Source organism: Acinetobacter sp. YH12086 (genome assembly GCF_013419345.1).
GTDB lineage: Bacteria > Pseudomonadota > Gammaproteobacteria > Pseudomonadales > Moraxellaceae > Acinetobacter > Acinetobacter amyesii.
Genome location: NZ_VPAF01000003.1, coordinates 53,258 through 67,837 on the forward strand (window position 1 = coordinate 53,258; position 14,580 = coordinate 67,837).

13 protein-coding genes are annotated in these 14,580 nt (G+C 40.0%); 6 read left to right on the plus strand and 7 right to left on the minus strand.

Annotated features, from left to right (window positions below):
• Positions 1-63 precede the first annotated feature (63 nt).
• Positions 64-1,359 carry a glutamate/aspartate:proton symporter GltP gene (gene gltP / locus FTU29_RS04995; RefSeq protein WP_078190399.1) on the minus strand — a complete coding sequence of 432 codons (1,296 nt, stop codon included), beginning with the start codon at positions 1,357-1,359 and terminating at the stop codon, positions 64-66.
• A 459-nt stretch (positions 1,360-1,818) separates the two neighbouring features.
• On the opposite strand from gltP, the gene FTU29_RS05000 reads away from it, so the two are divergent.
• Entirely contained in the window at positions 1,819-2,367 is a 549-nt protein-coding gene (locus FTU29_RS05000) for a hypothetical protein (RefSeq protein ID WP_180120692.1), read from the plus strand.
• 118 nt (positions 2,368-2,485) lie between these two features.
• Here the strand turns inward: FTU29_RS05000 and FTU29_RS05005 are convergent, their stop codons facing one another.
• From FTU29_RS05005 to FTU29_RS05020, 4 genes are read right to left on the minus strand one after another with little or no spacing between them, the layout of a single operon-like run.
• Positions 2,486-3,604 (minus strand): ABC transporter permease, encoded by a 1,119-nt coding sequence (locus FTU29_RS05005; protein WP_180120693.1) that lies wholly within the window; start codon positions 3,602-3,604, stop codon positions 2,486-2,488.
• The gene (locus tag FTU29_RS05010; protein ID WP_180120695.1) at positions 3,601-4,731 is read right to left on the minus strand and encodes an ABC transporter permease; all 1,131 of its coding nucleotides are present in this window, start codon (positions 4,729-4,731) and stop codon (positions 3,601-3,603) included. The genes FTU29_RS05005 and FTU29_RS05010 overlap by 4 nt, the downstream gene beginning before the upstream one ends.
• Positions 4,731-5,894: an HlyD family secretion protein gene (locus tag FTU29_RS05015; RefSeq protein ID WP_180120697.1), complete on the minus strand. Its 1,164-nt coding sequence runs from the start codon at positions 5,892-5,894 to the stop codon at positions 4,731-4,733. The genes FTU29_RS05010 and FTU29_RS05015 overlap by 1 nt, the downstream gene beginning before the upstream one ends.
• 21 nt (positions 5,895-5,915) lie before the next feature.
• The gene (locus tag FTU29_RS05020) at positions 5,916-7,403 is read right to left on the minus strand and encodes a TolC family protein (RefSeq protein WP_180120699.1); all 1,488 of its coding nucleotides are present in this window, start codon (positions 7,401-7,403) and stop codon (positions 5,916-5,918) included.
• Between the two features lie 347 nt (positions 7,404-7,750).
• Between FTU29_RS05020 and serC the strand changes: the two genes are divergently transcribed.
• Complete coding sequence (serC, locus tag FTU29_RS05025; protein WP_180120701.1) at positions 7,751-8,830, plus strand: 3-phosphoserine/phosphohydroxythreonine transaminase; 1,080 nt, start codon at positions 7,751-7,753, stop codon at positions 8,828-8,830.
• A gap of 605 nt (positions 8,831-9,435) precedes the next feature.
• On the opposite strand, the gene FTU29_RS05030 is transcribed toward serC, so the two are convergent.
• Complete coding sequence (locus FTU29_RS05030) at positions 9,436-10,368, minus strand: hypothetical protein (protein ID WP_180120703.1); 933 nt, start codon at positions 10,366-10,368, stop codon at positions 9,436-9,438.
• 266 nt (positions 10,369-10,634) lie between these two features.
• On the opposite strand from FTU29_RS05030, the gene FTU29_RS05035 reads away from it, so the two are divergent.
• Both FTU29_RS05035 and FTU29_RS05040 read left to right on the plus strand, forming a co-directional pair.
• Positions 10,635-11,123, plus strand: a complete 489-nt coding sequence (locus FTU29_RS05035; protein ID WP_372491130.1) for a YaiI/YqxD family protein — start codon at positions 10,635-10,637, stop codon at positions 11,121-11,123.
• Positions 11,124-11,128: 5 nt separating this feature from the next.
• Positions 11,129-12,034 (plus strand): DMT family transporter, encoded by a 906-nt coding sequence (locus tag FTU29_RS05040; protein WP_180120704.1) that lies wholly within the window; start codon positions 11,129-11,131, stop codon positions 12,032-12,034.
• A 7-nt stretch (positions 12,035-12,041) separates the two neighbouring features.
• Here FTU29_RS05040 and FTU29_RS05045 read toward each other — a convergent pair whose 3' ends face one another.
• Positions 12,042-12,611: a PilZ domain-containing protein gene (locus FTU29_RS05045; protein WP_078192054.1), complete on the minus strand. Its 570-nt coding sequence runs from the start codon at positions 12,609-12,611 to the stop codon at positions 12,042-12,044.
• A gap of 28 nt (positions 12,612-12,639) precedes the next feature.
• Here FTU29_RS05045 and FTU29_RS05050 point away from each other — a divergent pair, with 28 nt between their 5' ends.
• Entirely contained in the window at positions 12,640-13,875 is a 1,236-nt protein-coding gene (locus FTU29_RS05050; RefSeq protein WP_078190389.1) for a lipoprotein-releasing ABC transporter permease subunit, read from the plus strand.
• Positions 13,868-14,551 (plus strand): lipoprotein-releasing ABC transporter ATP-binding protein LolD, encoded by a 684-nt coding sequence (lolD, locus tag FTU29_RS05055; protein WP_078192053.1) that lies wholly within the window; start codon positions 13,868-13,870, stop codon positions 14,549-14,551. Before FTU29_RS05050 ends, lolD begins: the two co-directional genes overlap by 8 nt.
• Positions 14,552-14,580: the final 29 nt, after the last annotated feature.

Here is a 14,580-nt window from a genome sequence, read left to right on the forward strand (position 1 = left end):
TTTGGAAAAATAAAACAAAGCTGTAAAAAAGGACGCCGAAGCGTCCTTTTTTATGACATAAAATTAAGCGGCATCTTTTAGATTAGCGGCATAATTTTTTTGTTTTTCAGTATCAAATTGGCCTTCCCATTTACTGATCACCAGTACTGCAAGCGCGTTACCAATCACATTCAGTACAGTACGTGCCATATCTAAAATACGGTCAATACCCGCAATGAATGCCAGACCTTCGAGAGGAATACCGACACTGCCGAGAGTCGCTAGCAAAACCACGAAAGAAACGCCAGGTACACCTGCAATCCCTTTAGAGGTAATCATCAAGGTCAGGACCAGAATCACTTGTTGGGTGATTGTCAGATCAATCCCGTAAAGCTGAGCAATAAAGATAGCCGCAATACTTTGATATAGGGTCGAACCATCGAGGTTAAATGAATAGCCAATTGGAATCACGAAACTGGTAATCGGTTTCGGAGCACCATAAGCTTCCATTTTTTCCATAATACGGGGGAGGACGGTTTCAGAACTTGCAGTTGAATACGCGAGAATCAATTCATCTTTTAAGATCTTGATAATGGCCCAAACACTGAAGCCACAGAATTTAGCAACAGCACCTAATACAATGAAAATAAAGAAGAAAATTGCACCATAAACTAAAACTGCGAGTTTAAGCAGTGGCACAAGAGAGCTGAAGCCGAAATTCGCAACAGTTGCAGCAATCAAGCCGAATACACCAATAGGTGCAAACATCATGATCATGTGCGTAACTTTAAACATCGTTTCAGAAACAGCGGTCAACACTTTAATTAAAGGTTGTTTTACTTCCTGATCAAGCGCACCTAAACCTACACCAAACATCACAGAGAAAAAGATGATTGGGAGCATTTGACCACTCGTCAAAGCTGCAAAAAAGTTAGATGGAATAAGTGAAAGTATTGTTTGAATCAAACCATGAGAATGTTCACTGACTTCATGTGTTGTTTCTTGATACTTTGAAATATCGACTTGCGTCAATGCAGACATATCAATGCCGGCACCAGGTTGGAATACGTTGGCTGCAACTAAACCGACTAAAATAGCAACGGTGGTAATGATTTCAAAATAAATAATTGTTTTGAAACCAAGTTTACCTAAGTTACTACCGTGACTTGTATTGGCAATACCTAAAATAAGCATCGACACAACAAGCGGAATAACGATCATCTTAATGAGGTTAATAAAAATTGAGCCCAAAGGTGTCAAAAAGTTATTAACTAAAGCATCACGATATTCAGGAGAATAGTGTAGGAAAGCACCAACAAGTATACCTAGAATGAGAGCAATCACGATTTGCCAGGCAAGGCTCACCTTAATCTTTTTCATACATCAGCTCTTATGTCAGATTTGGGAGAAAAAAGCCCACAGTCATCCACGAACAAATGTTGCAGACAGACTGAATCCGCCATGACAAAAAGTTCTGAATAATTTGGGAGATAAATACGATAATATTTTGCAGTTTATATGAGAATACAGCCAACGATTTTGATCAAAACCAAACTGTTTGATCGATAAATTATCATTTTTAGTTGTATAAGCGATTTGATTATTAAGTTTAATTTATAGAACGAATAATATTGAGTTATTAATGAACACTTCACAAAATCTCTGATTTGCCTAGAAAGATCGAAAAACTAATTGTGAGCCTGTATTTTTCATTTTTATATAGAAGTTTGCTTTATACTTGTGAGGCAGATAAATCAGTGAAAATTCTATAAATCACACAGATTATCCGAACTAAATTTTAACTTTATATATTTTAATAATAACCAGAGGGCTTGTACGGTGTTGAAAAAATTAGTCGTCATCATTGCTTTAATCTTACCTATAACGGCTTGTGAAAAAATCGGCGATTTCTTGATTGCAAAATTCGAATCAAGCCTACCAAGTGAGACAAGCTCACAGCGTATCAAGTCAGAAAAATTATTCGCAGCACTACACCAACCCCATCAAGATAGCTTTTTGGCATTGGTTGAAGAAAATATTCGTGATGCGATGCTGGCAGATCCGGAGCTGTTCTCGCGTATGAAAAAGCTGATTCCAGCAGGTCAACCTAGCGCTGAGGCGGAAGTGATTCAGCGAATGGCAAATACTCGGCTGGGAGAAGGGGAGACCACAACGATTGTGTATAAATATGATTATCCGCAAAAAAAACTATATATGAGTGTGGTCTTTGCAGGTCATGATGGGGACGATAAAGTGAAAGGATTCTGGCTTGAAAACGCTGCAGAAAAAGAGTCAGATGATTTGGTTACTGAGATCACCTCAGATGTAGATGATTTTGATATTCAAGTGGATGAAGCATCGACTGTCAGGCCAAATGCATACAGCTAATAGATGACAGCAAGAATTTAAATTTGAGACATGATTAGAAGCAAAGCGTTCGAGTCCATGATGAATAGGTTTGAACGCATTTCGCTTGATCTAGACATGTTTAACAGCGCAAACAGCATTATCGTTTGGAAAGCTTTAAACGCCAGACAGCAAGACATAAAAAAATCAGTCCAATACTTGTGAGGTAAAGCAGTTTTGGAATGACGATTACTGTAGGCACACCCATCTGATTGAGTTGAAGGAACATTTGAATGCCTTGGGTCGAAGGTAATGCTTGAGCGAGTATTTGCATCCATTCAGGCATAGCTGCATGTGGCCATGCCGTTCCCGAAAGTAGAAATAGCGGAATAGAACTAAAAACGATGACATGTCCTGCACGTTCTGGCAGGTCAAGAAAGGTGGCTAAATAGAGCGTCATCGCAATAATACAACTGAGGAAGATGGGTACAGCAATGAACATGCCCAAAAAATTTCCACCCCGTGGATAGTCGTTCAGCCAAAAGGTAAAACCAAATAAATAGAAGCAGCCCAACGTTCCAATGGTCAAAATACACAAGAAGATGCCAGCCAATTGTGTATAGCTCGGACGCCATGCTGTGTTTTGTCGATAGGTCGCAATCAGCATGCACAGACCCAATAAAATCGTCTGATGAATAATTAAGGGTGCAACTGCTGGGAAAATATAGCTGCCATAGCCTGAAAGTGGATTAAATAATGGAATCTTATGGATAGATAAAGCTGGGCTAAAATCGGATATGTTCTGGAATTTTTCTGCATATTCGACGAGGGCATTTTCCATAGAACTGGCTAAACCTAAGCCAATTTTTTGAGTCTTTAGAAAATTTGCAGCACTGAGATATAAACCAATTCCACCGGTTTCACCACGGCGAATGCTATTTGAAAGATTACTCGGCAGAAGTAAAATCCCGTCAGCTTGCTGACTTCGGAGCATATTTTCAGCTTCCGCAAAATTACCAGTCACAGCTCGAATTTCTACATTGGGACTATTGGCTACAGCACCAATAATCGTATTGGTGAGTATGCTTTGTTCCTCATCCACCACAATGATGGGGAGCGATTCTGCGTGTTCCGCTTGATAAGCAATGGGATAAAAAAAACTGTAAAGAAAAACAGAAAGCACTAAGGTGGTAAAAATCGAACTGTGCTTCACAATATCTTTAAAGCTTTGAATATAGTGTCTGAGCAAATTTGATAGAAATGATGCAATTACATTCATATGAGTTGCTCCTTTAGTACTTTACGTAAAAAGAAGCTGGCAAGAACAAAATAGAACAGACAGTAAATGATCAGGGTGATAAGCGGTGTGATTGAAATGAAGATTGGACTACCAATGACCCATTGTTCTGTTTGTAATTTGGCATAAGGCGTATAGGGGATAATATTGGCCCAAAATTTTGTAAACATTGGCGCGTTATTCAGCGGCAATGTTACCCCTGCAAAACTCAGCGATGAGCCACCATATACCGCAATAAAACCAAAGGATTTGGTGAGATCACGTGTCGCCAAAACCACGGTAGAACTGATAAAGGCATAGGCTGTATAAAAAAATAATTGCCCGAGCAAAATGAGCAGTAATGAACCCTGAACAAACCAACCTCGAAACACGATTAGCCACAACATCCACGCCCAAGTCCAAGCGGTAAAAATGAAAACATAACTGAGATTTTTAGCGATTAAAGCTTGAAAGACAGAAGTCGGTTTCACCCATTGATTTACAGTGCCATATTTGATTTCTTGACCGACTGAAAATGCGACACAGCAACAGAGTAATAAATGCAGAATCGCAGGAATCATATAAGGCTCTAAATAGAACTCATAATTTAAACTCGGATTGTATAAGGGTGAAATTTTAACATTGGGCGTCGGTGCATCGAGGTAGGGAATGGTATTTTCTAAATACTGATGACCACTAAAATCGGCCATGGCTTGCAATGTGCTTAGCAACATGGCTGATGAAATACTATTGCCGACACTAAAATAGCTTTGGTTATAGGCAATGCTGATTTCTGCATCTTTTGCTTGAACCAGTCGTTGCTCTGCGCCAGCAGGAATATGAATATAGCCCCAAATTTGAGTCTGATTTAAAAGCTTTTCAGCATCATCCATACTGGGTGTAATGGTGGCTACTTTTAAGGTATGGTTGAGCTGCGCAAAATGAGTAATGTTACGGCTTAAACTGCTTTGATCTTGGTCTATGATCGCGATAGGTAAATGATCTGGTTTGCCTTGAGCAAACATATTGCTAAAGAGCAAAATCACAAGGGCGGGGGCAAGTGTGACCATACACAAGTCCCATTTGTGCTGCATTAAATAGCGAAACTCACGCAGAATGCCCCTAAACATTATTTACGCTCTTCAATTTTAAACAACACGCTCATACCCACTTTTAAGTCAGCAATCGGCTGAGCGGGTTTCAGTTGGACTTTAAAACTACGAATATCATAGCCGCCCGTTTGCCGCGTGGTTTTAATCGTTGCAAATTCACCTTCGGCTTCTATGTGATCAATTTTAAAATCGGCAGATTTGTTTAGCGCCGGTATAAATCCTTGCATGGTCTTGAGTTGATACACTTGAGCATACTGGTCTTCATGGACATTTAAGCTAATCCATAAGCTATCATCTTGAATCAGGCTTACAACGGGCACACCCATCGCAACTAATTCTGAAACTTTGCCATAGGTTTTTGAAATGGTGCCATTGGACGGTGCAAATAACTTGGTTTCAGCCTCAAGTGCATTGGCTTCAGCTAACGCCGCTTGCGCAATCTTGACTTGGGCATCTGCCGAGCTTTGTTGTTGTGGTGTACTACCACGTTTTGCACGTGCATATTGTTGATAAGACGCTTCTGTCATTTGCGCAGCAGATACTGCGGCAGCTTGCATTTCATCACGGCGTTGTCGTGAAATCACGCCTTCTTTATAGAGGTTTTGACCACGTTGGTAGGTGGTTTGCGCCAATTGTTGCTGTGCTTTTAGACTTTGCCAATTGGCATATAAACTATCAATATTTTCTTGTTGAGAGCCGCGTTCAGCTGTGGATTGCAGTGCTTGGGCAGATTGGAGTGCAGCTAAAGCCTGTTGTTTCTTTGCATCGACTTCAGGACTGGTTAAACGAACCAGCGCTTGACCCGCTTGTACTTTTTCACCGTCATGCACATATATTTCTTCGATACGGCTAGGTACTTTGGTACTAATGTGGATGGTTTCAGCCTCAACTCGACCTTGTAATTCAACCTGTTTGGGCTGATAACTTTTCCATAAGCCAAATGCAATCAATGCCAAAAGCAGAACTAAGACAATGCCAATCACGAGCTTGATCAAAGCAGATTTATTGCGACTTTGCACTGAGCTTTTTTTCGTCTCTGCATCAGTATTGGTATTCACTTTCTTTGGAGTATCCTCAGCAGTATTTGCTGTAGATGAAACGTCTGAACTCGAGACATTGGATTGGGATGTTTCACCTTTCGCAGAGGCATCTTCTTGGTGATCAGTTGGTTCCTGATTCATATGGTTTCCCCTCGGCTAAGCTTAGCGAATATAGTCGGTGTGTGATTGATTGATATAGCTTTGGAACTGGTCAATGCTCCCGTGACTTTGTAGCAGTGTTGCGAGTGACATCACGTATTTATAAGCATTGAGCGCCATTTCACTTTGTAGCCCGTTCAATGCATTTTGTGCATCAATGACTTGTGTGGCCGTACCCATGTCTTCTTTAAACGAAAGCTGTTGAATTCTTAAATTTTCTTGAGCAGCTTTTAGGTTTTGCTGCAACAACAGGTGACTTTGCTGAGCGCTGGTGACTTCATTAAATGAGCTATAAATCAGGCTTTCAATTTCTTGTTTGGTACGCTCAGTCATTAACTCAGATGCATAGCGTTGAAGTTCAGCAGCTTGTACGGATTTGTTTTTATCTATACCTGAAAATAAGTTGTAGCGAGCGGCAACACCAACGATCCAGTTTTGTTTATCGTCGAGACTATATTCGCCAAAGGCAAAGACGTTGGGTTTTTTTGCTGCGCTTTGGGCTTTCACATTGGCACCAGCCAATTGACTGTCCAATTGCATTTTACGCACCAAACTAGACTGATCCTGATAACTTTTTAGTAAGGCGGTTATATTTTGATTGTGTTGCTGATTGATAAATAATGGCGTTGAAAGATCAGTAATTTGGCTGCTTTGCATTAAGTTGTTTAACTTAAATAAGCTAGAGCGGAGATTCGCTTCAGTATTTTGAAAAGTTCTGAGTGCATTATTCTTCGCCACTTCAAATTGCATACGCTGGCCTTTGCTAATAAAACCCTGTTGTTCCATTTTGAGCGCATTGGCATAGTGTTGTTGCATCGCATTTAAATTGAAGCGGCTGCTTTCGACTAATTTTTTTTGTAATTGAGCATTGAAGTAGGCTTGGATTAATTCAAAACGTTGCACATCTTGTTGTTGTTCACTGCTTATCGCGCTGCGTTTGGCTTGGATATTGGCAATTTCCTTGGCGCTAGACGTTAACCCACCGGTATACAGCGGCATCATTACGGAAACGGTAGGGCGGATCACTTGATCATCTAAGACCACTTGGGAAGAATCTGGAATTAATCCGACACCATCACGGATTGGCTGTTGCAGACTGTCTTTTAATGGGTCTGCCAAATCACTCGGTAAGCTTTCATCAATTTTATTATTAATGCCATTACTCAGCGTTTGTTCTAAGTTGTTTTTTAAGGCGCCGAGAGGAATATCGAGTTCATTATGAAAGGCATAGGCACGGACGTTTAAATCCACACGAGGTAAACCAAGGCCTTTAATGGCCTGAGCTTGAAGTTCGGCAGATTGTTGTAGCGCTTGGTTGGCCTGAGTACTATACGAACTAGTGAGTAGACTTTGTTCTGCTTGGCTATAACTGATACTTTGCGCAAGTACCGTGGGGCTAAAAAAGCCACTGAAACAACCAAGGCCAAGCAGTAAACCTGAACGAAATGTATGTTTAATTTTTATAGAATAATCTGTTCGAGGTAAAGGCATAAAAATACACTCACAGCTAGGATGGGTTCATTATAGTCATTGTGATGAAGTTGGGTAAATTCACTAAGTTGTTGTATTGTTTCATATACATATGTAAATAAATTTTATCTTCGCAGCGCACGTCATTTTCGCACATCAAGACCTTAAATTAGCATCAATTCAAGGGATAAAAAATATCAGTAAATCTAATAATTTGAATTAAGAAGAATTAATTTTGATCTTTATTGAAATTTTGACTTTAAATGTCAGACAGCATTGGAATATTTTCAGCTTTAACTACTGCAAGCACGCGTCAGATATGGTTAAATGCCATCATTTTATTGTGTTTCACTTTGAAAGGAAAACTCATGCGCGCGTACAACTTCTGTGCTGGTCCTGCTGCATTACCCACTGCCGTTTTAGAAAAAGCTCAAGCTGAAATGCTTGACTGGCAAGGCAAAGGCCTTTCGATCATGGAAATGAGCCACCGTAGTAAAGACTATGTTGCTGTGGCAGAGAAAGCAGAAACTGATCTTCGTAAGCTGATGAATATTCCAGACAACTATAAAGTGTTATTCCTTCAAGGTGGCGCATCACTTCAATTCTCTGCGATCCCATTAAACCTATTGGGTAAAAACAGCAAAGCAGACTATATCCACACTGGTATTTGGTCTGAAAAAGCGTTGAAAGAAGCACAGCGTTATGGCGACATTAATGTCGTTGAAGCGGGTACGACCATTGACGGTAAACTTGCGATTACTGATCAAAGCACTTGGAACTTATCTGATGATGCGGCTTATGTGCATTATGCAGATAATGAAACTATTGGCGGTCTTCAGTTTGCCAACATTCCTGAAACAGACAAACCATTGGTTGCCGATTTTTCATCAAGCATTTTATCTGCACCATTAGACGTATCTAAGTTCGGTTTAATCTATGCAGGCGCTCAGAAAAATATTGGTCCTGCTGGTTTAACTTTGGTGATTATTCGTGATGATTTATTGGATCAGGCGAAAGCAGATATTCCAAGTATCTTGAAATATTCAGCTCAAGCGAAAAATGGTTCAATGGTGAATACACCTTCAACTTATGCATGGTACTTATCTGGCCTCGTTTTTGAATGGTTACTTGAGCAGGGCGGTGTAGACGCAATTTATAAAGCGAATATGGCAAAAGCTGAATTGCTTTATGGTTATATCGATTCAAGCGATTTTTATGCAAATCCAATTGCAAAAGAATTCCGTTCAATCATGAACGTACCATTTACTTTGGCAAATCCAGAATTGGAAAAACAATTCTTAAAAGAAGCTGAAGAAAACCACTTGCTTAATTTAGCCGGTCACCGTTCAGTGGGTGGTATGCGTGCAAGTATTTATAATGCTGTTCCGCTAGAAGGCGTTCAAGCACTGGTTAACTTTATGGATGACTTTGCAAAACGCAACGCATAATCCTAAAGACATAAAAAAACCGGCAAATGCCGGTTTTTTTATTGAATAGATTAAAAAATAAACGTATGTAAAACGTATGCACAAATCAGCATACCTAACATAAAAAATAAGCAGGACATTGGCTCGATTTGATATCGAGATTCCATGTGATGGTCAACTTGCGATAAGTTTTCTTCTTGCACGACTTTCATAGATATTCTTTCCGATCTATTTATCGTTAATTACTATTTCTTAAACGCATTTTTAACATAATTATTTGATTAAATAAAGCACTATCTGCCGTAAACTTACTAAACTATTTAGTTTATTTAAAAATAAGCAACTGAATTGATAAATTTAGTTTCATAAATTTGCTATCTTATTTATTTATATTAGATTTTTATATTTTATCCTTTGCAGATGGATTTATTTAGCAGCATTATTTTGAATTTAATATTGTGGATAAGTTATTTTAATTTGAATTTAAAAATAGAATATATTGACTGGTTTATGGATAAGAAATATTCAATCATTTAAATATTCAGCGAATACACATGATTAGCGAGAAATAAAAAAACCGCACTGAGGCGGCTTTTTTTATGTGAAATTGGTTTTTTCAATTTAAATTAGGCTGATTTTGCGTAAATATTGGCTTGTATCCACAGGTTGCCACGAATATATTGCCCAACATTGAAATCTTTATGCGCCGGATTTCGTGTTGCAACACGAACAATCACCGCTTCTTGGTTTTCTTCGTGGATTAAGGTCACATCATACAGCGTATAGTCTTGCTCTTTAAATTGCATGGCGGTTTTGCCAACAATATGCCCTTGGAACCATGCTTCATCTTCTTGACCGAGGTTTTCACCATATAGGTATGCAACCATTTTAGAAAAATCGACGGTGACTGGTGCTTTGTCATCTTCAGACTTCGGTTGCCACGCTTTAATTTGTTCGTGTAAGTCTGCAGGGGCAATACCATTATTTGCTGCCAAGATATCGTTTAAAGCACGATGATGTTTAATCGATGCAGGATCATCAACAACAAGCTGTTCATGTTCTGCGACAGCTTCGAGTTCATAGGCCCAAGCATTGAGTTGCACACTGTAGGTTACATCTTTTTCATATTGGTCGTGATTGACGCTATATAAACTATCAAAAGCATACACACTGGTATTTGCGCCTAAGTCGAGGCAAAGCACAGCTTGCGTATTGGATTTACAGGTAATAATACGTTCAATGGTGGCTTTGGTTTTATATGGGCTATCAAAACTTGGAAATGCAGTTTTAACGGCTTTAGGTTTATTATTTTCTACAGCAATCACTTGGCAAAGTTGAATAGACGCTAGAGATGGACCTTGAATCAGCCATGTACTTTGATCCATATCAGATTCTTGTGCACATAAGCCCATCGGCATAATGGGTGCATCCAATGCCTGACCCAGCCAAACTGGTACATCCGTTGTCGGGTTGCCTGTAAGCAAATTCCAATGTTCAACATGACTACCAAAAGTTTGATCTTCAATAGTGATAATTTCAGGGCTATTTTGTTTTTTCATATGCACAATTGATATTGGGTTGGTTTCATAATTAATAAATCGAGGGTTATTTGAAATTTTCAAGTCACCGACGTCATATTTATCATGAAATCATGCATAAAAAATGTTTTCAGTAGGATTTAAATGTTAAAGCATTGGAAAATAGGCTCAACTTTGGCTCATTTTGCAGCTTTTCGATTCTCATGATTAGAGAAATGTAGATCCATTCAGCGGATGCAGATCCCCAAATTGTCATGTAGATTTGTTACTATGAGTTATGTTTAAAAGTGAATGGAAAATCAGTGCTACCATTTAAATTATGGGTGGATGCAGATGCGTTACCACGCATTTTACGTGATGTAATTATTCGTGCTTCTGATCGTTACCAGTTAGAAGTCACTTTTGTCGCCAATCAAAATGTTGGGATAACGCCTTCGGTCCGAATTAACTCGATTCAAGTCATGAGTGGGGCAGATGCAGCGGATAAAGAAATTATTCAGCGCATGAAAGAGCACGACATCGTGATGACACAGGATATTCCACTTGCTGCTGAAGTGATTGAGCGGGGCGGTATAGCGATACATCCTCGGGGTGAGATTTATACCACAGCAAATGTCAAAGCACGTCTACACTTACGCGACTTTATGGATACTTTACGGGGCGCAGGTGTGCAAACCGGTGGTCCAGCACCGATTTCTGAACGAGATAAGCGTGAATTTTCCAGCAGCTTAGATCAAACTATTCAAAAGCAAAAACGTAAAACGGCGCAGAAGTAAAAACCATGCCATCTAAAACAAATCTAGCGACGACCTATGCGTTGTTGGTGTTCATTTGGTCGACCACGCCACTTGCCATCGTTTGGAGTGTCAGTGATATCAATGCGTTTTGGGCACTGACATTACGCTTTTTTATCGCATTACCCTTGGCTGTCGCATTATTGTTTATTTTTAAACATAAACTTCCGATGGATAAAACCTCCCTGCACAGTTATTTGGCGGGGGCATTTAGTTTTATTGGTTCTCAAATTTTTACCTATATGGCAACGGCCTATCTCAGCTCAGGCATTATTGCCCTGATGTTTGGTTTGGCACCAATTATGACGGGTCTGATCGGTCGTTTCTTCTTTCATACCTATCTGCATCGCTTGCAATGGATTGGGATGTTGATTGCCGTCTGTGGTTTAGCCATTATTTGCTTAGGCGGCAGTGATCAGCACGTACAGCCTGTTGGCATCGTCTTAATGTTAATGAGCGTATTCGTCTACTGTATGTCGATTTTTTGGGTGAAAAAAGTCAATGCGCCATTGCAGCCCATGTCTCAAGCCACGGGTTCGATTCTTATCTCAGCACTATTTTCTGCTGCAATGCTACCGTTTATTTGGCAGTATGCACCGACACAGATGCCTTCGACCAAAGCACTCATTGGCTTATTTTATGCAGTGATTATGGCTTCATTGATTGCAATGTTTTGTTATTTCAAACTGGTACAAAACATCAAGGCGACAACTTTGTCTTTAACAACGGTACTCACACCCATGCTTGCTATGCTCTTTGGTGCTTTACTGAATGATGAAAAATTATCATTGATGGTTTTACTTGGTGCTGTGATTCTATTATCAGGCTTGTTTGTTTATTTTTATAAAGATTTTCGGGCGAACAGAGAGCTCGCCCAAAAATTAAAACATTGATTAAAAATCACTCTTTGTTTTGGGTCAGTGCGATACACTCTGCAAGTTTGACGCGGTCTTGAGGGAGCAGTGTGATAAAATAGGCACCCGTACGGTATAAGTTGCTTTCTTCTTCACGGCTATAAACCACTTGCGCAGTTGCCGCAATATGGAAGAAATTTTCAGGGTGGCTTAAGGTCACATGGATATAAGTACCTTCTTTAATCGCGCGTTCGCTAAAAAAGCTCAAACCAGTCTCTGAAAAATTCACATGCTCAGGCACTGGTAACATGCTTTGTACAATTGCGTCGTATAAAGAACCCGTAATAAGGTTTAACTTTTGGTTAAATAAGGATAAGATTCGAGCAATTTGTTGATCTTTCTCAGCTAATTGTTCTAATTCGTAGTTGAGTGCATGATCAAATTGATCTAATTCAGCAAGTAGTAGAAAATAGCGCGGCAATACAAAATTAGGATCGTAAGGATCATTCAGTGCAACATCATCAGAGATAATCTGATAGTTGATGCGCAAAGCAGCATCGATACGCGACATTACACGGCGTTCAGTTTGAACGCTTTGATGCTGTAAGTTTTCCATAATATATATTACCTCGGACTAGATGGTTATGTTTAAACCAATCTCGCTGTATATAGGGTTGAGATACACTCGCGCTCGGCGCAGTAACCACTTTATTTCTTTTATTGCTCTGGTATCCATGATCGGCCTCACGCTTGGTGTGGCAGTCCTTATTACAGTTTTATCTGTGATGAATGGTTTCGATCGTGAGCTGAAAACTCGTGTCTTAGGAATGATACCTCAAGCCACTGTTTCTTCAACACAAATTTTAACAAATTGGCCTGAACTTGCAAAAAAAATTGAGCAACATGAGCATGTTCAAGGGGTCGCACCATTCACCCAATTACAGGGAATGTTGACGGCACAAGGTCAAGTGTCTGGCATTATGGTCAGTGGGATTGAACCGCAGTATGAAAAAAAGGTATCAATTATCCAAGACCATATGGTGGAAGGCAGTATCGATAACCTGAAAAAAGGTGAGTTTGGTATTGTCCTTGGCAAGCAAATGACAGATGCCTTGGGTTTAGGTTTGAATGACAGTGTGACCTTGGTGCTTCCTGAAGCAACACCTTCTCCGGCTGGGGTAGTTCCGCGTTTTAAACGATTTAAAATTGTGGGTATTTTCAGTATTGGTGCGGAAGTTGATTCGATGATGGGCTATGTGGCCCTGAACGATGCGTCGACTTTATTAAGACTGCCAGATGGTGCACAAGGCATCCGTATGAAGTTGGATGATATTTTTGCAGCACCACAAGTCTCTCAAGAAATTGTGCGTGATCTACCAGCAAACTTCTATGCTTCAGATTGGACTTATACACACGGCAACCTATTTAGTGCGATTCAAATGGAAAAGGCAATGGTAAGTTTATTGCTGTTCCTGATTGTATTGGTTGCAGCATTTAATATCGTGTCTTCATTGGTGATGGTGGTCACTGATAAAAAATCCGATATTGCCATTTTGCGTACACTAGGCGCTTCACCGGCTACAATCACACGGATCTTCATGGTGCAAGGTACAGTGATTGGGGTCATTGGTACGGTATCTGGGGCGATTTTAGGGATTATCGCTGCTTCTAGTATTAGTAATTTAGTTGGCTGGTTGAATACTACACTCGGCTTAAATATGTTTGATGCTTACTTCATCAACTATTTACCGTCTTATTTAAGATGGCAAGATGTTGTGGTGATTGTGTCCTTATCATTGGGCCTGAGCTTTATCGCGACCATTTATCCGGCTTTACGTGCAGCTAAAGTTCAACCTGCAGAGGCTCTACGCTATGAGTAATTTAGTTTTAGATGCCCAAAACATTACCAAATCTTTTACTGATGGTAAGTCTACAGTCGATGTAATTCGCGGACTTTCATTACAAGTCAAAGCAGGTGAGTTTGTTTCAATTGTTGGTTCAAGTGGCTCTGGTAAAAGTACGTTGTTGCATGTATTGGGTGGCTTGGATCGTCCAACATCGGGTCAAGTGTTGATTAATGGTCAACGCTTTGACACTTTAGGTGAAGCAGAGCGTGGATATATTCGTAATGAGCATTTAGGTTTTGTGTACCAATTCCATCACTTGCTACCTGAATTTACCGCCTTTGAAAATGTCGCGATGCCATTGATGTTACGTAAGTCGAGTAACTTCAAAGAAGTGAAGCAGCAAGCTGAATATCTTTTGGAACGCGTTGGACTTTCCCACCGCATGACGCACAAACCTGGTGAGCTTTCAGGCGGTGAACGTCAACGTGTGGCTTTGGCTCGTGCATTGGTAGCAAGACCTAAGTTGATGATGGCTGATGAGCCAACAGGGAACTTAGACCGCAAAACCGCTGTGAAGATTTTTGAGTTGTTATCTGAGTTGCGTAAAGAATTTAACATGGCAATGCTAATTGTGACCCATGATGAATATTTAGCTCAATCTGCTGATGCGATTTTGCATATGCAAGATGGTTTATGGGTAGATGACTAAGCGCTAAATTGATTTTGTAAAAAAAATTA

What these genes read in the sequence shown, in the direction of transcription:
- FTU29_RS05005 (WP_180120693.1), bottom strand. Translation starts at nt 3,604, where the DNA reads ATGAATGTAATTGCATCATTTCTATCAAATTTGCTCAGACACTATATT.
- FTU29_RS05050 (WP_078190389.1), top strand. Translation starts at nt 12,640, where the DNA reads ATGTTTAAACCAATCTCGCTGTATATAGGGTTGAGATACACTCGCGCT.
- serC (WP_180120701.1), top strand. Translation starts at nt 7,751, where the DNA reads ATGCGCGCGTACAACTTCTGTGCTGGTCCTGCTGCATTACCCACTGCC.
- gltP (WP_078190399.1), bottom strand. Translation starts at nt 1,359, where the DNA reads ATGAAAAAGATTAAGGTGAGCCTTGCCTGGCAAATCGTGATTGCTCTC.
- FTU29_RS05030 (WP_180120703.1), bottom strand. Translation starts at nt 10,368, where the DNA reads ATGAAAAAACAAAATAGCCCTGAAATTATCACTATTGAAGATCAAACT.
- FTU29_RS05015 (WP_180120697.1), bottom strand. Translation starts at nt 5,894, where the DNA reads ATGAATCAGGAACCAACTGATCACCAAGAAGATGCCTCTGCGAAAGGT.
- FTU29_RS05020 (WP_180120699.1), bottom strand. Translation starts at nt 7,403, where the DNA reads ATGCCTTTACCTCGAACAGATTATTCTATAAAAATTAAACATACATTT.
- FTU29_RS05010 (WP_180120695.1), bottom strand. Translation starts at nt 4,731, where the DNA reads ATGTTTAGGGGCATTCTGCGTGAGTTTCGCTATTTAATGCAGCACAAA.
- FTU29_RS05045 (WP_078192054.1), bottom strand. Translation starts at nt 12,611, where the DNA reads ATGGAAAACTTACAGCATCAAAGCGTTCAAACTGAACGCCGTGTAATG.
- lolD (WP_078192053.1), top strand. Translation starts at nt 13,868, where the DNA reads ATGAGTAATTTAGTTTTAGATGCCCAAAACATTACCAAATCTTTTACT.
- FTU29_RS05040 (WP_180120704.1), top strand. Translation starts at nt 11,129, where the DNA reads ATGCCATCTAAAACAAATCTAGCGACGACCTATGCGTTGTTGGTGTTC.